This is a genomic window from Streptomyces sp. NPDC091281 (assembly GCF_044757425.1).
GTDB lineage: Bacteria > Actinomycetota > Actinomycetes > Streptomycetales > Streptomycetaceae > Streptomyces.
The window spans coordinates 58,554-81,590 of the sequence record NZ_JBIVUY010000016.1 but is presented as its reverse complement, the minus strand read 5'-3'; the positions used below and the strand labels follow the sequence as shown (position 1 = coordinate 81,590).

Below are 23,037 nucleotides of genomic sequence, written 5' to 3'. Positions count from 1 at the left end.
CTGTGGTCACCCTGTGAGAGGACGGGACGATCGGGGAGGTTCCGCTTATTTGTGCGATTTCAGTAACAGAGCGGTGAGGGAGTGGGGCCGGGCGCGTCCGAAGGGCCGCTGGGGGCTCAGGGGGCACGTCCGAGGCGGACGCCTCGTCGGCTCGGGCGCCGAAGGCCTTGCTCTCCGGCTCAGGCGCCGAAGGCCTTGCTCTTGCCCTTGACGGGCTTCGCCCCGGCCAGCAGGTGCGGCGGGACGAGGTCGCGGGCGGGCTCGCCGTAGCCGACGGAGACGATCGTGTCGCCCCGGAAGGTGAACGAGGTCACCGAGGCGAGCGTGCACTGCCGCTTGCGCGGGTCGTGCCACAGCCGCCGCTTCTCGACGTACGACCGGACGATCCAGATCGGCAGCTGGTGGCTGACGAGGACGGCCTCGTGGCCGCGCGCCCGGTCCTTCGCCGCGTTGATCGCGCCCATCATCCGCACCACCTGGTCGACGTACGGCTCGCCCCAGGACGGCCGGAACGGGTTGACCAGGTGCTTCCAGTTCTCCGGGCGGCGCAGCGCGCCGTCGCCGACGCCGAAGGTCTTGCCCTGGAAGACGTTCTCCGCCTCCAGCAGCCGGGCGTCGGTCGCGAGGTCGAGACCGTGCGCCTTGGCGATCGGCGTGGCGGTCTCCTGCGCCCGCTCCAGCGGGGAGGCGACGACGTACGTCACGTCGCGGGCCGCGAGGTGCTCGGCGACCCGGTCGGCCATCCGCCGGCCCAGCTCGGAGAGGTGGTAGCCGTCGAGACGGCCGTAGAGGACGCCGTCGGGGTTGTCGACCTCGCCGTGCCGGACGACGTGGACGACGGTGAGGTCGCCCTGCGGGCCGCTCACGGGGGTGCTCGGGTCGGTGTTCGGGGGGTTGGTCACGTGGTCGTCCTTCTCGGGGCTCGGGTCCGTGGCGGCGGGGTCCGGGGTGCTCTCCGGGGCGCTCACGCGGTGGCCTCCGCCGCCGCGCGGGCCGCCGCCGGGAGGGCGTCGGCGATGCGCTGGACGGCACGGTCGTCGTGGGCCGTGGAGACGAACCAGGACTCGAAGGACGACGGCGGCAGGTAGACGCCGTTCGCCAGCAGCGAGTGGAAGAAGGCGTTGAAGCGGAACGACTGCTGCGCCTTGGCGTCGTCGTAGTCGCGGACCGGCCGGTCGGTGAAGAAGACGGAGAACATGTTGGAGGCGCTCTGGAGGGTGTGCGCGACGCCCTCCTTGGCCAGCGCGTCCGAGACGAGCGCCTGGATCTGCTCCGAGGTCGCGTTGAGCCGCCCGTACGCCGCGTCGTCGAGGAGCCGCAGCTGCGCCAGCCCGGCGGCGGTGGCGACCGGGTTCCCGGAGAGGGTGCCCGCCTGGTAGACGGGCCCGGCCGGGGCGAGGTGCTCCATGACGTCGGCGCGCCCGCCGAACGCCGCGGCCGGGAAGCCGCCGCCCATGACCTTGCCGAAGGTCATCAGGTCGGGCCGGACGCCGTCGACGCCGAACCATCCGGCGCGGCTGGTGCGGAAACCGGTCATCACCTCGTCGGAGATGAAGAGGGCGCCGTTGGTCGCGCAGGTGTCCTTGAGGCCCTGGTTGAAGCCGGGCAGCGGCGGGACGACGCCCATGTTGCCGGGCGAGGCCTCGGTGATGACGCAGGCGATCTCGCCCGGATGCCGGTGGAAGGCCTCCTGCACGGCCTCCAGGTCGTTGTACGGCAGCACGATCGTGTCGCCCGCCTGCGCGCCGGTGACGCCCGGGGTGTCGGGCAGCGCGAAGGTGGCGAGGCCCGACCCGGCGGCGGCGAGGAGGGAGTCGACGTGCCCGTGGTAGCAGCCCGCGAACTTGATCACCTTGGTGCGGCGGGTGAAGCCGCGGGCCAGCCGGATCGCGGACATGGTGGCCTCGGTGCCGCTGGAGACGAGCCGCACCTGGTCCACCGGCTCGACACGGGCGACGATCTCCTCGGCGAGCAGCACCTCGCCCTCACCGGGCGTGCCGAAGGACGTACCGCGCGCGACGGCCTCCTGGACGGCGGCGATGACCTCGGGGTGGGAGTGCCCGAGGATCATGGGGCCCCAGGAGCAGACGAGGTCGACGTACTCGCGGCCGTCGGCGTCGGTCAGGTAGGGGCCGGTGCCGGAGACCATGAACCGGGGCGTGCCGCCGACGGCGCGGAAGGCGCGCACCGGCGAGTTCACTCCGCCGGGCGTGACGACGGCCGCACGGTCGAACAGCGACTGGGAGGCAGGCGCTTCGTAGGGGTAGGGCAGTTCGCTCATGACGTGCGACTTCTCCGACTTCTCGGACTCCGGTGGCCAGTGACCTCCTCAGGGTAGGCCAGGCGCGCGCCGGAGCACCGGCCCCGTGCGGTCACCCCGCCCGGCCCGGCGCCCGCCCCCGCGGTGGCCCCGTCGTCTGCGAAACTGAGACGGACCGAGCCTGCCGGACGTAGCAGAGGTGGACGGAGCGGAGGCCGACGGAGCCGACGCGGACATGCCCGAAGGGCACGTCGCCGAGGTCGCCGAGGTGGACGTGGCTCACAGGGACGGTGGGACGGAGGGCTGCGAAGATCCCGCGGACAGGTGTTTCACCGCACGTTTCGGCGCGCGGCCGTGGGGGAGGTCACTGACACGATGATCGGGTTGCGCGGCACGGTCCGCGGGTCCTGGAGTAGCAGTCGGGTGGAGATATGCATCGCGGTGGCGGACTGGGCGAGGGGACTGACGACCTGGGTCCTCGACGTGCCCGGCGGGGAAAACACCGACGCCAGGCGGAGGAGGCCGAGACCGCCCGCGAGGCCCGGGAGACGGGGCGCGAGGGGGCTCGGGACGCGCGGGATACGCGGGACGGTCGGGGTGGGGGTGGCCGGGAGCCGCTGGAGGCGAGAGAGGTCCGCGAGGCGCGTGAGGCGCGTGAGACGCGTGACATGTACGAGGCTCGGGACGCCCGAGAGGTGTACGAGAGCCGGGAGCCGCGTGAGGCCCGCCGGGGGCGGGGTGGGCCGGGGGCCGGAGGCGTGGGCGCGGCGGGTGCGGCGGGCGGAATGGTGGGACCTGCGGGACCGGTGGGACCGGGAGGCGCGGCGGGGCCGGGAGGCGTGGGTGAGCCCGAACGGGGCGAGCGTCCGGGTGCCGTCGACCGTCCTGGCGCCCTCGACCGTCCGAGTGCCCTCGACCGTCCGGGTCCTCCCGACCGTTCCGGTCTTCCCGATCGTTCCGGTCCTCCCGAGCGGAGGGCGAGGGGCCGCCGGAGCGAGACCGAGCGTCTGGACCGTATCGTCGGGGGACGCAGTGAGTCCGATCGCCTCGACCGCGTGGTCGAGGGCGTACGGGCCGGGAGCAGGAATGGTGGTCGGGTGGGGGTGACGTACAAGTACTTCGGCGCGCCGGACGGCGCGACCGCGGCCCGCGTCCCGATCTCGATGCGCCCCGAGGAACTCGGCGGCGACGAGCTGGGCATGAACGGCATGTTCACCAAGATCAAGCCGGAGACGATGGCCGCGATGGTCCTCACCGGCATCGAGGGCGTGCCGCTGCACAAGGTCCCGCCGCTGGAACTGGTCGTCCTGCACCCCGACTACGCGGTGGTCAAGCTCCCCATGACGGTCGTGGACCCGCTCCGCGACATCGGCGAGGAGGCGGTGGGCGCGGCGGCCTTCATCTGGTCCACGGTCCCGGACCGCGGCGGCCCGCGCGACGCGTTCAACGTCTACCAACTCCTGCACGAATGGCAGGACTTCAGCCACCGCCTGCACGAGGCGGGCCACCAGCCGTACTGCCTGGTGTGGCCCTGACCCACTGGTCCCCCACCGGACCGGGCCAGCACGCACAACGAACAGGGGCGGGGTCCTCGGACCCCGCCTTCGTCATGGGTCGGTGTGCGGTCGGCGCCACCGCCCGCCTTCGGCCCGCGTGGTCCGCAGGACCCGACGAGAACCCCCGTCCCCCGCAGCCGTTCGAGGCTCTGCCGGTACGCCGGGTGCGCGGCCTGGGCGGAGTTGAAGAGCAGGGGAGGCATCGGTGATCGAGGCCGAGCTGAAAGCGCGGGTCCACTCGCCCGAAACCGTGATGCGGCGCCTGGAGGCGCGGGCGACCGCACGGGTCGAGGTCTACCAAGACACGTACTACGACCGGCCGGACGGGTCGCTGGAGAAGGCGGACGAGGAACTTCGGGTACGTACGGTGCTCGGTGCGGACGGGACGCGCACGCTGCTCACCTTCAAGGGCGCGGCGGTCGACGAGGAGTCCGGGTCGAAGCCCGAGCACGAGACAGCCGTCACCGACACCGCGGCGGCCCACGCCATCCTCGACGGACTGGGCTACGTCAAGGTCATCGCGTTCGAGAAGCGGTGCAGGAACTACGAGTTCGAGTCAGGTGGCCGACGAATGCTCGCCACGTTGGTACAGGTGCCGGAGATCGACGGAACGTTCATCGAGGTCGAGACGATCGTGCCCGAGGACGAGGTGGCCCCCGCCCTGGGCGACGTACGGGCGGTCCTGGCCGACCTCGGCATCGGTGCGGAAGACCTGACGAGGGAGACGTACACCGGAGCTGTGGCCGCCGGGCGTGGTTGACACCTGGGCAGGATGTAGTGGCTGACCCTTCGTCATGTCCGCGGGAGGGAGCCGCCGAAGTGCCGTCGGTACATCGGCGGGTCCGCGCGATCGCCCGACCCCGCCCATCAAAAAGGTCTCCCCCCTACCCTGACAGTGCGACCCGCGCAGAGGAGGGCGAGACCATGCCATCTGCTGGCACCCCCGGCCCCTACACCGACCCCATCGCATTCGGACAACGCCTCCAGATCCTCCGCACGAGGCGCGGCCTCACCCGCGACCAGCTCGGTGGGCTCGCCGGACGGTCCGGGTCCTGGGTCAAGGGCGTCGAGACCGGGCGGCTCAAGTCCCCGAAGCTGGACATGGTGCTGCGCCTCGCCGAGATCCTCCGCGTCCGCGACCTCGCCGACCTCACCGGCGACCCGTCCGTCCACACCTTGCTGTTCACCGGGCCCGGCCATCCCCGCCTCCCCGCCGTCAAGGCCGCCATCGACGCCTTCCCTCTCACCGCCCACGGAGAAGCGCCCCCCACCGCGCACCTCCGCGCCCGCCTCGCCGCCGCCTGGGCCGCCCGCCACAGCTCACCCCATCACCGGGACGTCATCGGCGCACTGCTGCCCGACCTGATCCGCGACGCCCAGGCCGCCGTCCGGCAGGCCGACAGCGGCGCGGACCGGAGGGCAACGCACGCGATCCTCGCCGAGGTGTACTCCCTCGCCCAGTTCTTCGTCTCCTACCAGCCCGACGCCGCACTCCTGTGGCGGGTCGCCGAGCGCGGTCTCATCGCCGCCCAGGAGTCCGAGGACCCGCACGCGATCGGCGTCGCCGCCTGGCTCGCCGCGCAGGCCCACCGCGACGCCGGGCCAGGCCACTTCGACGCCGCGGACGCGATCACCCTGGAGACCCTCACCTACCTCGGGCCGCTCCTGCCCGACGCGGCGGACGAGGTCCTCGCCATCGCGGGCGCCCTCACCTTCGAGGCCGGGTACACGGCGGCCCGCCGCGGGGAGACGGGCACGGCGTGGCGGTACTGGGACCAGGCGCGCGCCATGTCCGACCGTCTGCCGGACGACTACTACCACCCCGTCACCAGCTTCTCTCAGGCGATCATCGGGGCGCACGCCACGACGGTCGCGGTCGAGCTGCACGCGGGCGGCGAGTCCGTGCGGCAGGCCGCGGCGGCGGACGCCGACGTGATCCCGTCCCGGCCCCGTCGAGCCCGGCACCGGATCGAGGCGGCGCGCGCGTACCAGCTGGACGGGCAGCCGGACGTGGCGCTGGCAACGCTGGCGCAGGCACACGAGGCGGCGCCCGAGACGATCCGGTACAACGGCTACGCGAAGCGGATCGTGCTTGAGGAGGCGGAAGCGCGATCCCCCGAGCGGCGGCGTCGGGCGTCCGAGCTGGCGGTGAAGCTGGGGCTGCTGGCGGCGTGACAGGAGGGGGTACGAACTGTGCCCCCGACGCACGGAAACCGCTCGTACGGTCACGGTTGTGAGCCGGATCACCGTGACCGTGGAGGCGACCCCGATGCAGCCCGCAACCGTGAAAGTGGGGAGGGCGACGGTCGACGCCGTCGCCCTGCTGCCTCTCCCGACCGCACTGTCGGAGCGGCAGCTCGACGGGCACGTCTGCGTGTGGGGCGGGGAGGCACTGTCCCCGGAGACCGCCGTCGGCCTCGGCCGACGCCGCGTCGGCGACCGCACCGCGTTCCCGCGAGCATGCACGACCTGTCTCGGCCGGGCCGCGCAGGGCGTCCTCTTCGACCACTCCACCGAGTGCAGCACCTGCCAGGGCGCCAGCCCGTGCGACACCGGGCGGGCCCTGTACCGGGTGATCCGGGCGGGCAACCGGTGAACGGCCGCACAACGCCCCTCCAGCAGCCCGCCGAGCGAGTCCCGAACGGGCACCGCTACTGCTGGGCCGAGTACGGGACCACCGGCCGACGCTGCACCCGCTTCAAGGACCACGCCTCCGACAGCGAGGGCGACGGCCACGAGTACCCGTACCCGCCCGTCACCCGCTGGTGAAGCCCCCCGCTCCCGGCCGCGCCGGCAGCGGGCCGCGCGGTCGCCCCTATCCCCCGTCGGGGGCGACCGCCCGCGAGAGGACACAACAATGCACCCCACCCCCACCGGCGTCCTGCCGCCCCCACCCCCCTTCATGCGGGCATGCGACACCTGCACGAGCCTGCTGCGCACGCTGGCCGATGCCTACGCCGCGCCGCCCGGGGGCTGGGTGGAGCAGCTGGCAGTGGCCAGGCATATCGCGGCCGAGCACCCCGACGAGGTGCCGCCCCCGCACGGCGACGGGGACGGCTGCGAGATCTGCCCGCACTACGCCCGCGCCGACGACGGAACCGCGACGCTGTGGGCCGAGCATCGCACCCGTCAGCTGTACCTGCCGGAACGGATCGGCCGCCTGCTGTAGACCGGGGCTTGGTGCGTCAGGGGCCATCGCCGCGGGGGCGGGGAGCAGGCCAGCACGCGTCTCCAGTTTGCGACGTTGTGGGGTCTGTCTCCGCGTGCGCGGGGAGCAGGTCGACCGCGCCGACGGCAAGCACCGGTGGACGGGTCCATCCCCGCGTGCGCGGGGAGCAGCAGCTTCCAGCCCCGGGCTGTGGCGGCTGCCAGGGTCCATCCTCGCGTGCGCGGGGAGCAGGGCAGGTTGCGCCCGGCGGCGGCCAGCTCGGGGGGTCCATCCCCGCGTGCGCGGGGAGCAGCGAGGAGGGGTTCCGTCCAGTTCGCGTGCTTGGGGTCCATCCCCGCGTGCGCGGGGAGCAGAGACCCACCGGACCGCTTTTGAGCGGGGAGTCGGGTCCATCCCCGCGTGCGCGGGGAGCAGTTGAGGGTGCCCGCAGTGTGGCCGACGCCGGAGGGTCCATCCCCGCGTGCGCGGGGAGCAGTCTTCGTGAGCTGGGGCTTTAGCGCGGGGTGGATGTCCGATCAGCAAGGTTCAAGGAAAAGGGCATTCCACACTAAAGCGGCTTACTTTCCGGAGGGGGTTCAAGCGACCCAACCGCAGGCCGTCGTGGTGACGTTGCCCGATTGGGCTGCCGGAGAGGCTAAGACCCCGGCCGGAGCTGGGGCGACCAGCTTTCGAGCTGGTCTGGCGCGGCAGCATCTGCGCCCATGCGCCCGCCCAATCCGGCGGGATGACCTCACCGGTATGTCGGCGGGACGTCCGGATGGGGAAAGGCGGCGGAATACGCTGCTCTGCCCTCTACTCAGCGACGAGCGAGCGCTGCAAGTTCCGTAAGGCTGTCGATCCGCCAGTCCGCCGCAGCTGCCTCCGGCCCGTCCGCCCACAGGTGCCCCCAGGGGCCACGGCGGAGATGCGCGGTCCGCAGCCCGGCCGCCACCGCGGGACCGATGTCGTTCGCCGGATGGTCACCGACATACACCGTCTCCCGTGGCGGCATACCGGCCGCGGCGAGCACCTTCTCGAAGAAGCGCCGGTCCGGCTTCGCCACGCCCCATTCTTCCGACGTGGCGACCAGGTCGACAGGCAGGCCGAGGCCGCGCAGCAACTCGCCCGCGCGCTCCGTCTGGTTTCCCGCAACAACCACACGAACCCCCGCCGCACGCAGAGCTGTGAGCGCGGTCCGAACATCGGGGTACAGGTCGGACTCGTCGAGATACTCGCCTCGGCCAGCGGCTTCCCGGGCACGATACTCGGCCACAACGTCGATGCCTGGGCGCACGAGACGCAAAGCTTCCGCATTGTCGAGACCACGGGCGACAACCGCACCGACCAACGCGGAGAGGGTGTGCCTCGGCACAGCTAACCAGTCCGCCCACGATGCCCAGTAGCGATCGTCGCGGACCAGCGTCTCGCCTACGTCGAGGGCTACAGCACGAATCATGGTGCGAGGGTAGCCGGGCCCGGGCATGACGAACGGCTGCCTTTCAGCTACGGGTGGCCGAGGCGTAATCAATCCCTGAGTGCGTGAGGAGCAGGTGTTCAGCTTCTGCTCGGCGCGGGTGAGGGCGGGTCCATCCCCGCACGCGCGGGGAGCAGGTCTGGGTGCAGCAGACCGGCAAAGTCGACTGGGGTCCATCCCCGCGTGCGCGGGGAGCAGAAGGACTTGTCGGCCGTCGTCGCGGACGACAAGGGTCCATCCCCGCACGCGCGGGGAGCAGCCCACCTTGCGCGGCGTCTGGATCCGGCTGCCGGGTCCATCCCCCCACGCGCGGGGAGCAGGGCTACCTCTACAGCCAGCAGGGGAAGGGCGTGGGTTCATCCCCGCACGTGCGGGGAGCAGATCCACGTGGACCCGTCGTACACGTACTCCAGGGGTCCATCCCCGCACGCGCGGGGAGCAGGCGGCGGGGCGGCCGCGGCCGGTCTTGCCGGAGGGTCCATCCCCGCACGCGCGGGGAGCAGATGTCGCTGAGACGTCCGACGCTGGCCGTGTGGGGTCCATCCCCGCACGCGCGGGGAGCAGCAAACTGACCCCCGCTTTGCAGGACCTGGTCAGGGTCCATCCCCGCACGCGCGGGGAGCAGGATGCCCTCCGCTACGGCATCCGTACGACCGAGGGTCCATCCCCGCACGCGCGGGGAGCAGACGAGCCGTCCGCCGGGGGTGGTGGTGTCGAGGGGTCCATCCCCGCACGCGCGGGGAGCAGCTGCTCCTGTCGGCACCCCGCGCACCGGCGGTGGGTCCATCCCCGCACGCGCGGGGAGCAGCACTGCGCGCGTCGTCCCCGGCGACGACGGCCGGGTCCATCCCCGCACGCGCGGGGAGCAGTGCCACATCAGGACGTTCACGGCGCGGCCCTGGGGTCCATCCCCGCACGCGCGGGGAGCAGTCGTCGACGCTGCCCAGTCTCGTGGTCGCCATGGGTCCATCCCCGCACGCGCGGGGAGCAGCCGGCCCCTCAACCGGATCCCGCGCGACCGCCTGGGTCCATCCCCGCACGCGCGGGGAGCAGTGCGAGACCTCCACGAGCCGCGCGCTGCGGATGGGTCCATCCCCGCACGCGCGGGGAGCAGCTGACCCCGGTAGATCTGCCCGAGCGCGAGCCGGGTCCATCCCCGCACGCGCGGGGAGCAGGTCCTGGCCTGGAGCCTCCTCATCACCACCTTGGGTCCATCCCCGCACGCGCGGGGAGCAGCAGGCTCGGCATGGTCGCGGACGACGTGGGCAGGGTCCATCCCCGCACGCGCGGGGAGCAGGGCCCGCTGGGCAGCGCTTCAAGCTCCCGGAGGGGTCCATCCCCGCACGCGCGGGGAGCAGTCGGCTGGAGGCGGCGTGAGTTGCGGGGCGACGGGTCCATCCCCGCACGCGCGGGGAGCAGTCTTCGTGAGCTGGGGTTTTAGCGCGGGGTGGGTGTCCGATTGGCAAGCTTCACAGAAAAGCACATCCGACATGAAAGGGATCTATCGCAGCAGAAAGGGGCAAGCCTCCCAACCACTCGGCGTCGTGTTGACGTTGCCCGGTGAAGCTATTCGAGATCCTGCTTAGAGCCAACCAGGCATGCCCTGCCAACTGCCCCAGCTCGTCCAGCCCTGCAGCACGAACTCCGCCACCAGCGCTCGTAGTTGTACGCCGACCGCCCCCGTACACACCGCTCCCCCACCCCCACCACCCACCCACCCACCTACGTCCCCCCACCCCCGAACCGCCGTCTCTTCGACGCCTTGCTCCAGCCCCGTGGAGGGGTGGAAGGTGTCGGGCGGTCTGTCGGGCGGAAGATGAGGGTGAGGCCCTCGTGGTCGATGGGGTGCCATGTGTGGTCGTGGGTGCGGAAGGTGTAGCCCTGTTCGGTGTCGGTGGCGTAGGCGAGCAACGCGCGGCCGTTGCCCGCGTGTTGGCGGACCTCGTCCCAGAGGGCGTCGCGGACGCGGGCGGAGGGGGAGCCGAGGAAGACGCCGGGGGAGATCTCCAGGAGCCAGCGGGTGAGGAAGCCGCGCAGGCCCACGGGGCAGTGGGTGAGGACGATGACCGTCACCAGATGACGCCTGACCGGGCCAGGGGGTCTTCGTCGGCGTGGTTGCGGCCCGCGGGGGTCGTCTCTCCTCGGTCGGAGAGGAGGGTGACGCGGTCGCCGTCGTCCGCCAGGTCCAGCCCCGCAGGGGCGAGGAGGGTCTGGATGTCGCGTACGCAGCGGTCGAGGAGGCCGGTGGTGTGGATGCGGTCGCGCAGGGCCCGCCGGGTGCGCGGGCCGATGTCCTCGGGGCTCTCCGCGGCCGTTTCGAAGGCGACGGGGATGCCGATCTCCGTCTTGTAGAGGTCGGCCACGTCCAGGACGAAGGAGAGTTCGTGGCCGGAGTGGACGAAGCCGAGCCCGGGGCTGCACCCGAGGGCCGCGACGACGGTCTGGGCGATGCCGTACATGCACTGCGCGGCGGCGGTGACGGCCTGGTTGGGGGCGTCTCCGGAGCTGAAGTCGCCGGGGGTGTAGCGGCGGCCGCGCCAGGGGACGCCGGTGCGGGCGGCCTGCTCGGCGTAGCAGCGCTTGACCCGGTCGCCCTCGCGGCCGAGGAGTTGGCGCCGTGTGCACCCGGCCGGGTCCTCGTCGGGGAAGCGGAGCCGGTACATGGCGCGGGCGACGTCGAGCCGGGTGCGCTGGTTCGCCCACGCCACGGCCTGCGCCTCGACCAGGGCGGAGGAGCGGCTGAGGGCGCGCCCGCCGGCGTAGAAACGTACGCCGTTCTCGCCGACCCACACGACGACCGCCCCGCTGTCGCCGAGGACCGCCATGGCCTGGTGGGTGATGCGGGTGCCGGGGCCGAGGAGCAGGGTGCCGATCGTCGCCGACGGGATGTGGCGCACCCCGTCGGCGTCCTCGGCGGTAAGGGCGTTGGCGTCCCGGTGGACGACGCAGCGTTCGAGGTAGACGAAGGAGAGGCGGTCGCCGACGCGGGTGAGCTGCCGGGGTGCGGAGGCGGGGCGGCTGCCGATCGTGGTCATCGGCTACTCCGCGGGGGCCAGGGTCATGAGGCCGCAGCCGTACGCCTTGGCCTTGCCCAGGCCGAAGGTGAGGGTGTGGCGGAGCGCTTCGGGGTCGAGGACGCGGAGGCGTCCGTCGTACGTGACGCGGGTCAGCGTGACCTTGTGGGCGCGGGTCTCGGACTCGTTGCGCTTGCGGAACGCGAGGTCGTCGCGATGGTGCACGACGACTTCGTGCCAGGCACCGGGGAGACCGTCCGGCGAGGGCTCCGGCCGCTCCACGACCGCGAACCCCGCGTCCGTCTGCCGCCTCAGCAGCCAGTCCAGTTGGTGGTGCGGGGTGACGTGGGCGGTGCGTTTGGTCGGCTCCGCGGCGTGCCGCCGGATGCTGTGCACGGGGTTGGCGGTGAGCCGGAACGCCCAGGTGTCGTCGGTGGCGAGCCGGTCGAGGAAGGGCGCGTACGGCTTCGTCTGCCAGCCGCCCGTCGTCGGCCAACCGGCCTGTTCCACCAGGTGGGTGAGGTCGGGACGGTCGGGGCTGACGACGTACAGGAGTACTTCGCTGCGTGACTGGTGGTCGAGGCGCCACAGCACCCGCGGTCCCTCGCCCCGGTGTTGGGGCGGTTCGGCGAAGGAGGCCATCACGGCGGCGTGCATGCTCTGGGGCGAGGTGAGCAGCCGACGGGCGCCCACCCGCGCCGTGTTGAGGCGGAATCGGGTCAGGAACATGGTCACTCTTCCAGTAGCCCCATCGGATCGTGCGGCGGCGGTACGAAGGTCCGGCCGGGCGGACCGACGCTCCGCGGATTGGCGACGGTGACGGTGGTCGTGCGGACTTCGCGCAGGCCGTAGCGGCGGTGGCGGGGGTCGAAGCTGAGCGGCTGGTCGCGCAGGGCGTCACCGACGGCGCCGGGGCGGTACGCCGCGCCGTCAGCCGGGTCGGTGCCGGGGCCGGGGCCGTCCACGGCCGCGGTGAGGTCGGCGATCACCTCCAGTTCCACGCGTCCCTCCCGCTTGCGGTGGCTCTGGTGCCAGGGGGACGCCTGCCAGGGCTCGGCGCGCAACGCCCGTCCCAGACGGCCGCGGTGGACGCCGAGGTCGACGGGGCGGGACGGCGGGCAGGAGCGGCGGCCGAGGAAGGGCAGGAAGACGGGGGCCCGGACGGCACTGTGCAGGGCGTGGATCAGGGCCGGGTCGCCCTCCACCGCGGCGACGAACACCGCGTCGGCGAGGTAGAAGCGGTCGGACACGGGCATGGCCTTGCCGGTGTCGGCGTGGTGCGCGGTCTGGAAGTCCTTTACGCGGGTGCCGGGTTGGTCGAGGCGTACGGCGAACTTGAGGGCGGCCAGGTCGGAGAGGTCCGCGGCCCGGTCGCGGCCCTGGGCTGCGGCGAGCAGGCCCAGTACCCCGCTTTTGGTGGGGGCGCGTTCCGTCGCACGGCGGGCGAAGCGCGAGGACGCGCCCCAGGACTGGAGGGGGCCCGCCAGGCACAGGGTCAGGACGGCGGTATGCGCGGTCGTCGCGGCGGACGCGGGTCCGGGCAGGGCAGCGGTGCGTCCGGGCGCGGCGGGGCTGGTTGCGGTCGGGGCGGCGGTACGTCCGCTCATGCGGGCGCGTCCGCGGGGAGGGGTGCGGCGGCACCGGCCTCGGCGGTACCGGCCTCGGCGGTGCGGGCTTCCGGGACGCGCGGGCCCAGGCGTTCGGCCACCGCGTCGCTCACGCGGTCGAGCAGGCCGCCGATGGTGACCTCGGCGCCGAGTGCCGCCAGTGGCTCGGTGGCCGTACCGGCGCGGAGGACCCAGCTCGGGTCGTCGGTGACCTCGTACGCCTTCTCGATCTCCGATACGTGGGTGAGGAGTTGGGCGCAGGCGCCGCGCAGGTGGCCGCCGGAGCCCTGGGGGGCGAGGACGGGTTCCTCGAAGGCGGCGACGAAGCTGATGGGCCGGGCCGAGCGGAGGGTGACGAGTACGGCTTCGGGGAGGGTGTGGTTGCCGAAGGTGTTCATCTTGCCGGTGGGCATCGACGCGACGAAGCCGTGCAGGAAGGCCCGGACCGCCCGGCGGACCGGCTCGTCGAGCGGCTGGTCGGCACGGAGTCCGGCGCCGAGGTTGTCGCGGAGCCGGTCCACGTCGAGGGCGGCATAGCGGTACAGGGTCGCGGAGTTGAAGTCGACCGTGCCGATCATCCCGGCGCCGGACTCGTCGTCCCGCTCGTTCTGGTCGTCCACGGCGGTGAAGTAGTCGGACTCGTTCTCCACCTGGTGGACGCTGATGGCGTGCGCGACCTGGGCCGCCGCGTCGACGTTGATGTCGGCGGAGTCCGCGACCATCCGCCCGAACAATGCGATGTCCACGGAGTGCCGGGTGTCGGCGATCCGGCGGGCCTGCTCCTTGTTCGCCTTGACCTTGAGGTACGCCTTGATGTCGTCGGCGCCCTCGATCGCGAGACGGGCCAGGCCGTCGAGTTGGCGGGAGCTGAGGAACATCAGGTACGAGGACTCCGGCGGCGGCTCCGGCTCGCCCTTCCGCTTCGCCGACTCGGCTTTCCTGCGCGGCACTTCGATCTTCGAGCCGGTCGCGGCGGCGAGCGTCTCGGCGGCCATGGTCAGGGCCGCGGCCGTGTCGGTCTCCGGGTGCAGGGCCGTGATCCGTTCGGCGAGCAGTTCGGCCACCCGGCGGGTACGGACGCCGAGTTCGTCCGGGTCGAGGAGGTCCTGGAAGGCGCGCCGGGTCGCCCGCTTCCACGCCTGGCTGGAGACGCGGGCGCGGCGGACCCCGCCGTAGACCGCGGTCTTCGGGGTGCCGGTGTCGTCCCGGTTGAGGTTGCTCGGCGGCACGGTCTGCAACACGTGCACGTCGATGATGGTGCGGCTCACGGGGTGTCGTCCTCCGGGATGGTCGGGTCGTCGTCGTGCGGGGCGGGCGGGCCGTCGCCGGGCAGGGTGGCCGCGGCCTCCCGGTCCTCCGCGGTCGGTGCGGAGCCGTCGCCGGTCGGGCGCCGGGGGACGACGAGGAAGGAGCGCCCCCAGGAGCGGCGTACTTTCGGTGGGCCGTCGGGCCGCTGCCAGGTGACCAGTTGGTCGGCCAGCAGGCCGTAGTCGAGCGGGATCGCCGCGCGGCGCAGCAGGAGCACCAGGTCGCGGAGCCGCCCGGCGAGGATCACGGGCGTGGCGGCCGTTCCCACCCGCACGAAGCGTTTGCGGGTCGGCTCGTCGATCTCGGTCCCGGGCGCCAAGCGGCGTACGGCGGTGCCGAGTTCGGGGCCGGGTCTGCGGTGCATGCGGGAGGTGTGGTGGGACTGCTGGTGGAGCGACCAGAGGGTGACGGCCGCGTACGCCGCCTCCTCCGCCTGGCGTACGGACTCCTCGCTCAACTCCCCGCGCTCGTACCGCTCGTAGAGGGGTTCGGTGCCGATGAGGCCCCACAGGTCGGCGATCTCACCGGCAGGGCGGCCGACACCGCGCCGCAGGCGGGCCACGGTGCCGACGGCGGCGCTCTGGTCGGCCATGTAGCCCCGTTGCAGCGCGGTGATGTGCTGGTGGACGGCGCTGCCGACCAGGCCGAGGGGTCCCTGTCGTGAGGCAGGGGTCGCCGGTTCGGGCGCGAGGGCACGAGCGGGAGCGGGGCCGGAGGATGCGGCCGTGGTGGGTTCGGTTGCGGAAGTGGGTTCGGCGGCGGGTTCGGTGACGGGAAGGCCGGCGGTCACAGCGGCGACTCCACGGATACGGGGGCGGGGGTGGAGGTGGAGGTGGGCGAGGGGTCGGGGCGGCCGTCCTCGTCGGCGGTGGTGAGGAGGGCGTCGAGCCGTCTGCGGAAGCGGAGTTCGGCGGCGGCGTCGTTGAGCCAGCGCGGTCCGCCGCGGCCGTCCACGACACGGCCCTCCCAGGCGGACGGTCCCGCCGCGTCCAGCAGGCCGGTGCCGAGTTCACCGACGAGTCGGCCCAACTCCCGTCTCCAGCGGTCTCGATGCTCATCGGGGCGGGCCGACGGCCCCAGGTCGCGCAGCCAGCGCCGGTAGGGGGTGTCGAGGGTGCCGAATCCGAGGTCGCGCGCGGTGTCGCGGCGCGGATCGGGTGCGGTGCCGGAGGCGAGGGCGAGATCGGCGGCGAGGTCGCCGAGGTGGCCGACGGCCTTCTCCGCGTCGTGCAGGGCGGCCACGGCCGCCTCCCCGTACCGCCGGTCGTCGCGGTGCAGCAGCACCACGGGCATCAGGACCCCGTCGTCCACCACCTCGTCGATCACCGACTGCTGGGTGCCGTAGCGGGCGCCGGTGACGCGGGTGCGGATCAGGTGGCCGCGGGGCAGAAAGCCCTCGGTGGCGAGGCGGGCGATCCACTCGACGACCATGGGCCGAAGGCGCGAGGCACCGTCCCGGCCCTGCGCCGTCCCCGCCTCCCGGCCGCCGCGGACGAGGCCTTCCATGCCGCGCCAGGCCGCGCGCGCCGGATCGTGTTCCTGCGGGAGATAGACGAGCGCCTCACCGCGCTTCTTCTCCTGCGCGGGACTGCGGCGCCAGCCCGTCATCGGTTCGTGGCGCACCCGGTTGTGCGGTTCGAGACGGTCGCCGTACGCGAGGAGGACGGCGTGCACCCCGTCGGCGTCGTGGTGCAGGCGGATACGGCGCGACTGCCAGGTGTACAGATCCCGTAGCCCGTAAGGGCGTTGGGCGAGGTCAGCGGCTTCGCCGGGGCCGCATGGCTCCGCGCGCCAGGCGGGCCGGTCGGCCGGGTCGGCGTGCAGGCCGACCGTGTCGGCGGCCAACAGGTTGAGCAGCAAGGTCTCGTGGAGAGTGTCGCCCTCGACGAGGACCCCGCCGAGGGCGCCCGCCCACGCCACCCCCTGCGGATACCCCTTGCCCGCCTTCACCCTCGGATCGCCCACGGCACCGGACTTGATGCCCGACGGGTCGTACGCCTGCGCGTGCACCAGCCACCTGGCCGCCTCCGCCAGGCCGAGCCGCTCGACTCCCGGCATCCGCATGCTGAAGAACGGTTCGCCGTTGGGCACGTCGGCCACGATCCGGTTGAGGGAGAAGACCTCGTCCTTCGCCGTGCGCAGATCGGCGACCTGGTAGAAGGGGCGTTCGGGGTGGAGAAGGTCGAAACGGCCGCGGTGCGCGTGCAGATAGGCGGCGACGGGAGCGGCGTACGGCGTCTCCCCCAGCCACAGCCGCTCCCACGCGTCGGCGTCGGCAGGCGCCGCGCCCTTCCGTGAGCCGTCGGCGTCGGGGACGTCGTCGGATCGGGCGTCGGAGAGGGCGTCGTGAAGGATCGCCAACAGCAGCCGTGTGAGGGCGAATTCCTGGGTCGGCAGATCCCCGGCGAGCCGACGGATCTCGGGTGCGCGGTCGAACACGTCCACCAGGGACAGCTCACACTCGGAACCGTCGAGGAGTTGTACGGGCAGCCAGGGCTGGCGGGTGAGGTCGAAGGAGTCGGAGGACGGGGGTTCACCGGCCGACGGCTCGGGCACCGGCGCGGAGTACGCCTCCAACGGCGCTGTGGACGCCGCCTCCGAGACCGGCCGTACGGGCGTCCCGGACACCCCTTGCGCCGGCTCCCCCACCGTTCCGCCGGGTGCGCTCGGCTCCGCGCCGGGCCGAAGCGGCGTTTTCTCGCGGGTCACCAGCAGTCCCTCCTCGGGGTCGTACGCGAGATGCCATCCGGCGAGTCGGGCCCGGCCGTCCTCGTCGAGCGCGAGGATCAACTCCCCGGCGAGCCAGTGACTTTCCTTCTCCTGCCAGGCGTGGACGTACAGCTCCTCCAGCTCGGCGACGGCACGGTCCGCCGTCTCGGGGAACGAGAAGTGGTACGGCAGCCGCATGGCGCTCGCGGCGGCGGCGCGGGCCGCGCGCGGGGACGGTACGGCGTCGGTGGGCAGGTCGAGTCCGCCGCGGCCCTGGTCCAGCCAGGGCAGGGTGCCGAGGGTGCCGTCGGGGCGGCGCGTCACGACGACGACCTCCAGGCTCTCCCGGCTGTCCCGGACCTGGGCGCGTCCGGCCGGGCTGTCGTCGGCGTCACCGACACCCGCGCCGAGCCAGCCGATGAGCGGCCGTCCTGCGGTACGCACCTCGTCCAGCCGGAAGACCTCGGCGGCCTGCCGCTGCTTGTCGCGGGTGGTGTCGTGCAGGATTCGGGCGGGCCCGACGGCCGACTCCCAGTCCTGCGGGCAGGGGTCGTCGGCGCCGTACGCCCGCTGGACGAGCGGGCTGATGTCCTCCGGGAGCCGCACCAGTCGGCCCGGCGTACCCGGACCGCTCAACTTGCCTGTTCTGCCTTGCATGTTGAGGTGCGGGGCGAGCACGGCGAGGGAACGGAGGAGCGGATACGGGCCGTAGACCGTGCGGGAGCCCTTGGCGGGGGTGGGCGCAGGCGCCGTGTCCCAGTCGACGCCGGTGACCAGACAGCGCGGTCGGCGCAGGCGGGGCGGGCGTCCGCTCTGCCCGTCGCCGCGCGGGTGGCGGTGCAGGCGCCCCATCCGCTGGAGCAGCAGGTCGACCGGGCACAGGTCGGTGACCAGGAGGTCGAAGTCGACGTCGAGCGACTGCTCGGCCACCTGGCTGGCGACGACGATGTGCGCGGCACGGGGACGGTGCGGTGAAGCGCCGTCCCGGTCCGGAGGGCCGAAGCGGGCCAGGAGGGAGGCGTCCTTGCGGGCCCGGTCGACGTCGACGAAGCGCGCGTGCGCGACGGTGACGTGCTCGGCACCGAACCTGGCCCTGAGCGCGGCGGCCGTGTCGGTCACCCGGTCGACGGTGTTGCGCACCACCAACGCGCAGCCACCGTCGGCGAGTTCTTCCGCGAGGCGATCGGCCAGTACGTCGTCGCCGTCCGCGAGGCACTCCACCGCGACGTCGGTACGGCGGCCGGAGGCGGCGGGTGAGACGGTGACCGGCTCGGCGCCAGGGGTGACGGCCGTGAGCAGCGGGTACCCCGCCGAGCCGCCGTCGAGCACGTTCGCGCCGCGGCTGCTTCCGGCGTAGGCGACCGCCAACTCCCGTCGGCGAGAGGCCGGTAGCGTCGCCGAGAGCACGACGACGGGCACCCGGTACGAGCCCAGCCAGGACAGCACCCGGTCCAGGTAGGTGTTCATGTAGGCGTCGTAGGCGTGCACTTCGTCGATCACGACGACCTTCCCGGCCATCGCGAGGTGCCGCAGCGCGAGATGCCTGCTCTTGAGGCCGGTCATCAGGAGCTGATCGATGGTGCCGACGGCGAAGGAGGCGAGCAGGCCCTTCTTCCGGCCGCGCAGCCATTGGTGGGCGACGAGGTCGGCGGGGGCGGTGGGGGTAGTACGGGTGGTGGGGGTGGCTCGGGTGGTCGGATCGGCGTTCGTGGGGCGTTCGTCGGCGCCGTACGCGTCGACGGCGGCGATGGTGCGGTGGCTGTCGCGCATGAGCGCGGCGTAGTCCTCTTGCAGCGCGGCCTTCGCGTGGGCGAGGAAGACCGAACGCTGGGGCGGAGCGGGAGTCCGTGAGGCTGGCTGCGGTGAGGCGGGGGACAGCGGTGGGGCAGGCTTTGGTGACTCCGACTGCGCGTCCGCCGTCGCCACGTCGGGCGGGAGCCGGTCGGTGATCGTGGTGTCGGCCGGAAGCCGTTCGAGCCAGTCCAGGAGCCGCGGGAGCATCGCGTTGCCGGTCGCCATCGTCGGCAGCGCGACGTAACAGCCGCCCGCGCCCGAGCGGGCCGCGAAGACCTCCGCGACGGCGAGGGCCGCCTCGGTCTTGCCCTCACCCATGGGCGCCTCGATGATCAGCATGCCGGGCTGTTCCATGCCCCGGGCCAGAGCGAGGGCCTGCTCCTGCACGGGCCGCACGGTGGCACCGGGCGGAAGGGCGAAGCGGCCGGCGAACAACTCCGCCGCCTCCTCGACCGGTTCGGTCGGCGCCCAGGGCGCGGGCAGCCGAAGCCCCCGCCAGGCTGCCGCCACCCGCTCGGCATTACCGCGGGGCTGCTCCTCGGGAAGGTACGGGAACAGATCCGGGTTACTGGCGATCCAGTCGCTCACGATGACGATCGCGGTCAGCAACACCTGGACGGGCTGCGGGAGTTTGACGCTCCTCCAGTGGACGAGCCGTCCGTCGACACCGAAGACGTCGGCGGCGGCGTCCAGCAACTCGCCCTGGACGCGCCGCCACACCGCTTCCGCCTCGCCCGGCGTCCGCAGCAGTTCAGGGTGCGCGTCAAGGTTGTGGATCTGACTGTGATCGGGCGGTACGCCGTGATGCCCGCCCGCGACGACGGCGAACTGCGCGGAGGCCCTACGGGTCCAGCCCCGCCGCTCCTCCAGCCATTCGGCCAGCAGCACCTGTCCGGCGAGCCCGTGCGGGGCCATCTGCCGGTCGTCGCCGAACTGCTTACGCGTCCGCATCGTGAGCCCCGCGGCACTCATCACGTCCGCCAGCTCATCTACTTGGCAGGCGAAGGCGGGCGTGGCCTTCCCGATGTCATGCGTCCCCGCCAGCCACACGCACACCCGCCGCCCGTCGCCCTCCCCACCGGGAAACGGCTCGGCGATCAACTCCTTGACGTTCCGGGGCAGCCAGTGATCCCACAGCATCCCGGCAACGGCAGCACTGTCCGCCATGTGCCGCCACAACGGCAGCCACTTCGAGGTGGCCCGCTCATGCTTGGCCCACACGGTACGGGCGGCGCCGCGCAGGCGGTCTCCGAGGGCGTCGGACTGGGGTTTCGGGGCGGACACGGCGGTTATTCAAGCGGAGCTTGGAGCGGCAGAGAGGGCATATGCCTTTGATGATCAATTCACGTCCAGGACAGTCAGAATCGCTCATTTTGCGGCGCAAAGGTCGCCATTGAGGGACGCTGCCGCGCGGGAGAAGTGCACGAGCAAGCCGGGCACTGCTCCCCTTCCCCTTTACCGACCCACAAGTTCCGTACCTGGAGGGCTACATCGAGGCAGCAGACGACACCGACACGGTTCACGGTGCGACGCATTGAGAGATTGCGTTGGGGCGGCGCCTTCTGCGAGTCGGGGCGAGCCGGAATAAAGGAGCGTCCGTTCTCGAACTTCTCCGCACCAGCTCGGGTGTGCTCTGATATCGGCAGCGGTTCCCGGACACCACGTCGACGAAGCTCGACTCGGGGACGGCCTCATGCCGCACGCGGAGGCATGACCGATACCTGAAGGACATCCCCTTTGCCTCGAATGACCTTTCCTTTGATCCTTGCCAACCAGGCACCGGGTAGCTAGCTAAGGCCCAGGTCACGAAGACTGCTCCCCGCGCGTGCGGGGGTGGACCCGACCCCCGCCTCAAGGGGCACGAGACCGACTACCTGCTCCCCGCGCGTGCGGGGGTGGACCCGACCTCTTTCAGCGCGGCATCGCCGTCAAGGTCTGCTCCCCGCGCGTGCGGGGGTGGACCCTTGTGGCGGGACAAGCTGGTGCAGTGCTGGGACTGCTCCCCGCGCGTGCGGGGGTGGACCCAGGCGCGCGCTCTCGGTCTCCTCGACCTCCTTCCTGCTCCCCGCGCGTGCGGGGGTGGACCCGAGTATGGCGCCCTCGTCGTCACCGCCGTCGTCCTGCTCCCCGCGCGTGCGGGGGTGGACCCCCGATCGACCCGTACCGGGGCATGGGCGTGGTCTGCTCCCCGCGCGTGCGGGGGTGGACCCGACCGGTCCCAGGCCGGGTCGAGGAAGACCGACTGCTCCCCGCGCGTGCGGGGGTGGACCCAGCGTCGAGGACTCCGGTCAGCGGGCGTGGTCCTGCTCCCCGCGCGTGCGGGGGTGGATCCGACGCGTCTCAACGCCGCCACGGCCCTGTTCGCTGCTCCCCGCGCGTGCGGGGGTGGATCCGGGTTGTCCGACCCGGGGTAGCCGTGCTTGGGCTGCTCCCCGCGCGTGCGGGGGTGGATCCTCCGGGGTGGCGGACGGGTGCTGTGTCATGAGCTGCTCCCCGCGCGTGCGGGGGTGGATCCTGGGTGGAGTACTCGTTGAAGGTCTCCAGCAGCTGCTCCCCGCGCGTGCGGGGGTGGACCCCGGACCTGACGAACGCCACCGCCGAGGCCCTGCTGCTCCCCGCGCGTGCGGGGGTGGACCCGGGAGGTGCCCGGTGAAGGTGACCGTGTGGGCCTGCTCCCCGCGCGTGCGGGGGTGGACCCGTCTTGGAGAAGTTCGCCATGTCCGCGGACAGCTGCTCCCCGCGCGTGCGGGGGTGGACCCGTCGCCGCGCTGTTCGGCGAGAAGCCCGACCACTGCTCCCCGCGCGTACGGGGGTGGACCCCACATGACCGGCCAGAGCCTGTTCACCCACCACTGCTCCCCGCGCGTACGAGGGTGGACCATCGTACGGGTTGAGGGCCTGGGTACCGGCGGTCTGCTCCCCGCGCGTGCGGGGGTGGACCCGCCCTTGTCGCCCGGATCTCTCCCCGAGCAAGCTGCTCCCCGCGCGTGCGGGGGTGGACCCGGGCCGGGCCACACGGTCGGGGTCTTGAGCATCTGCTCCCCGCGCGTGCGGGGGTGGACCCGCCCTCAGCGTGGGCCGCAGCACCATCCAGAACTGCTCCCCGCGCGTGCGGGGGTGGACCCAGGTTCCTGGAGACCGAGGTGTACCCCACGGTCTGCTCCCCGCGCGTGCGGGGGTGGACCCCTGCGCCAGCTCTTCGGGGAGTCCGTGTGGGGCTGCTCCCCGCGCGTGCGGGGGTGGACCCGCCTCGCGGAGGCTCGGGTGGCGGGACGACCCCTGCTCCCCGCGCGTGCGGGGGTGGACCCGGTGTGGTCCCGCCGCAGGCGGAGGCCGCGGTCTGCTCCCCGCGCGTGCAGGGGTGGACCCGGCATCGGCAACCTCGGCACCCTCCTCACCGCCTGCTCCCCGCGCGTGCGGGGGTGGACCCGTCTTCGCGGTGTCCGCTGCCCAGGCCTCCGACTGCTCCCCGCGCATGCGGGGCTAGACCCGCCCAAATGTCTCCGGGCCGCACCAGCGAATCAGCGAGCGTAATGCGACGAAGCTCGCAAGCGCTCGGGCCGCCAGCAGTCTGGTCGTTCGGGAGACGAGCTAGTGGGTGGGTGGCCCGCATCCGATGCTTGCGGTGAATCTGCGCCGACTGGTGGGCCTCGGCGTGCGTCTAGAGTTTCTCCATGGCAGTCCCCGAGGTCATCCCGATCGCCCACGAACCTGGCTACCGCACCGAGACCATCGGGCGGTATGCGGGAGGTCAGTTCTTCGCCTCGATCACCTATGCCTTTCCGGACGGGTCCAGGCGCGGGGACGGGTGGGAGGAAAGTAAGCGGCTCTATGTCGTCCTCCACCGTTTCGACTCCGAGGGCCATCACCTCGACTCGGATGTCTGGTGCGCGGGCACGTGGGCCGAGCAGCGGCGAAAGCCTGACGGCCCGGACTCCGTCTCGTCCCGAGCCGAGGCACGGATGGCAGCACTGCTCGACGGCCTTTCTCAGCGCGAGTTCGGGGATATCGCGATCCGTCCGTTCCGGCTGACCGTGGACGGTGTGGTCTTCGGTCTGGTTGTTGAGCGCCACGAGGACGGTGAAGGCGACGGCGACTGGGCCGAGTTCTATCCCGATCGCCTCGGCTTCTCTGCTCCCTGGGACGGTCTGTACGACACCTGACGAC

At 72.6% G+C, this 23,037-nt stretch carries 17 protein-coding genes and 2 CRISPR repeat arrays; of the genes, 7 read left to right on the top strand and 10 right to left on the bottom strand.

The features are described from left to right. Positions 1–179: 179 nt before the first annotated feature. A complete protein-coding gene (locus ACIQPQ_RS33420; protein WP_401311781.1) occupies positions 180–866 on the bottom strand; it encodes a histidine phosphatase family protein in 687 nt (228 codons plus the stop codon). A gap of 98 nt (positions 867–964) precedes the next feature. Beyond that, positions 965–2,281, bottom strand: coding sequence for a glutamate-1-semialdehyde 2,1-aminomutase (gene hemL / locus ACIQPQ_RS33415; protein ID WP_401311529.1), 1,317 nt, complete (start codon positions 2,279–2,281; stop codon positions 965–967). A gap of 1,076 nt (positions 2,282–3,357) precedes the next feature. On the opposite strand from hemL, the gene ACIQPQ_RS33410 reads away from it, so the two are divergent. The 6 genes from ACIQPQ_RS33410 (at position 3,358) to ACIQPQ_RS33385 (ending at position 6,985) form a co-directional block, all read left to right on the top strand. Continuing rightward, complete coding sequence (locus ACIQPQ_RS33410; RefSeq protein ID WP_010353923.1) at positions 3,358–3,795, top strand: hypothetical protein; 438 nt, start codon at positions 3,358–3,360, stop codon at positions 3,793–3,795. Between the two features lie 226 nt (positions 3,796–4,021). Continuing rightward, positions 4,022–4,576, top strand: a complete 555-nt coding sequence (gene cyaB / locus ACIQPQ_RS33405) for a class IV adenylate cyclase (protein WP_401311525.1) — start codon at positions 4,022–4,024, stop codon at positions 4,574–4,576. A 164-nt stretch (positions 4,577–4,740) separates the two neighbouring features. Further along, on the top strand, positions 4,741–5,991 hold the full coding sequence (locus tag ACIQPQ_RS33400) for a helix-turn-helix domain-containing protein (RefSeq protein ID WP_401311522.1): 1,251 nt from the start codon (positions 4,741–4,743) through the stop codon (positions 5,989–5,991). A gap of 58 nt (positions 5,992–6,049) precedes the next feature. Further along, positions 6,050–6,412: a hypothetical protein gene (locus ACIQPQ_RS33395; RefSeq protein ID WP_401311519.1), complete on the top strand. Its 363-nt coding sequence runs from the start codon at positions 6,050–6,052 to the stop codon at positions 6,410–6,412. Continuing rightward, on the top strand, positions 6,409–6,585 hold the full coding sequence (locus ACIQPQ_RS33390; RefSeq protein ID WP_401311516.1) for a hypothetical protein: 177 nt from the start codon (positions 6,409–6,411) through the stop codon (positions 6,583–6,585). Before ACIQPQ_RS33395 ends, ACIQPQ_RS33390 begins: the two co-directional genes overlap by 4 nt. 88 nt (positions 6,586–6,673) lie before the next feature. Then, a complete protein-coding gene (locus ACIQPQ_RS33385; protein WP_401311514.1) occupies positions 6,674–6,985 on the top strand; it encodes a hypothetical protein in 312 nt (103 codons plus the stop codon). Between the two features lie 796 nt (positions 6,986–7,781). Here the strand turns inward: ACIQPQ_RS33385 and ACIQPQ_RS33380 are convergent. From ACIQPQ_RS33380 to casA, 8 genes are all read right to left on the bottom strand, one after another. Further along, on the bottom strand, positions 7,782–8,420 hold the full coding sequence (locus ACIQPQ_RS33380; RefSeq protein WP_401311511.1) for an HAD family hydrolase: 639 nt from the start codon (positions 8,418–8,420) through the stop codon (positions 7,782–7,784). A gap of 126 nt (positions 8,421–8,546) precedes the next feature. Next, positions 8,547–9,857: direct repeats of the CRISPR family, unit length 29 nt; unit sequence GGGTCCATCCCCGCACGCGCGGGGAGCAG. Between the two features lie 303 nt (positions 9,858–10,160). Further along, positions 10,161–10,511: a type I-E CRISPR-associated endoribonuclease Cas2e gene (gene cas2e / locus ACIQPQ_RS33375; RefSeq protein ID WP_401311509.1), complete on the bottom strand. Its 351-nt coding sequence runs from the start codon at positions 10,509–10,511 to the stop codon at positions 10,161–10,163. Further along, a complete protein-coding gene (cas1e, locus tag ACIQPQ_RS33370) occupies positions 10,508–11,473 on the bottom strand; it encodes a type I-E CRISPR-associated endonuclease Cas1e (RefSeq protein WP_401311506.1) in 966 nt (321 codons plus the stop codon). Before cas1e ends, cas2e begins: the two co-directional genes overlap by 4 nt. A 3-nt stretch (positions 11,474–11,476) precedes the next feature. Further along, on the bottom strand, positions 11,477–12,181 hold the full coding sequence (gene cas6e, locus ACIQPQ_RS33365; RefSeq protein ID WP_401311503.1) for a type I-E CRISPR-associated protein Cas6/Cse3/CasE: 705 nt from the start codon (positions 12,179–12,181) through the stop codon (positions 11,477–11,479). 2 nt (positions 12,182–12,183) lie between these two features. Further along, entirely contained in the window at positions 12,184–13,059 is an 876-nt protein-coding gene (gene cas5e, locus ACIQPQ_RS33360) for a type I-E CRISPR-associated protein Cas5/CasD (RefSeq protein ID WP_401311500.1), read from the bottom strand. Beyond that, on the bottom strand, positions 13,056–14,327 hold the full coding sequence (gene cas7e, locus ACIQPQ_RS33355; protein ID WP_401311498.1) for a type I-E CRISPR-associated protein Cas7/Cse4/CasC: 1,272 nt from the start codon (positions 14,325–14,327) through the stop codon (positions 13,056–13,058). The genes cas5e and cas7e overlap by 4 nt, the downstream gene beginning before the upstream one ends. After that, positions 14,324–15,157, bottom strand: coding sequence for a type I-E CRISPR-associated protein Cse2/CasB (gene casB, locus ACIQPQ_RS33350; RefSeq protein ID WP_401311495.1), 834 nt, complete (start codon positions 15,155–15,157; stop codon positions 14,324–14,326). Before casB ends, cas7e begins: the two co-directional genes overlap by 4 nt. After that, the gene (gene casA, locus ACIQPQ_RS33345; RefSeq protein WP_401311493.1) at positions 15,154–20,154 is read right to left on the bottom strand and encodes a type I-E CRISPR-associated protein Cse1/CasA; all 5,001 of its coding nucleotides are present in this window, start codon (positions 20,152–20,154) and stop codon (positions 15,154–15,156) included. Before casA ends, casB begins: the two co-directional genes overlap by 4 nt. 528 nt (positions 20,155–20,682) lie before the next feature. Continuing rightward, positions 20,683–22,361: a CRISPR direct-repeat array (repeat unit 29 nt; unit sequence CTGCTCCCCGCGCGTGCGGGGGTGGACCC). 183 nt (positions 22,362–22,544) lie between these two features. Here casA and ACIQPQ_RS33340 point away from each other — a divergent pair. Further along, the gene (locus ACIQPQ_RS33340) at positions 22,545–23,033 is read left to right on the top strand and encodes a hypothetical protein (RefSeq protein ID WP_401311490.1); all 489 of its coding nucleotides are present in this window, start codon (positions 22,545–22,547) and stop codon (positions 23,031–23,033) included. The last annotated feature ends 4 nt before the right edge of the window (positions 23,034–23,037 follow it).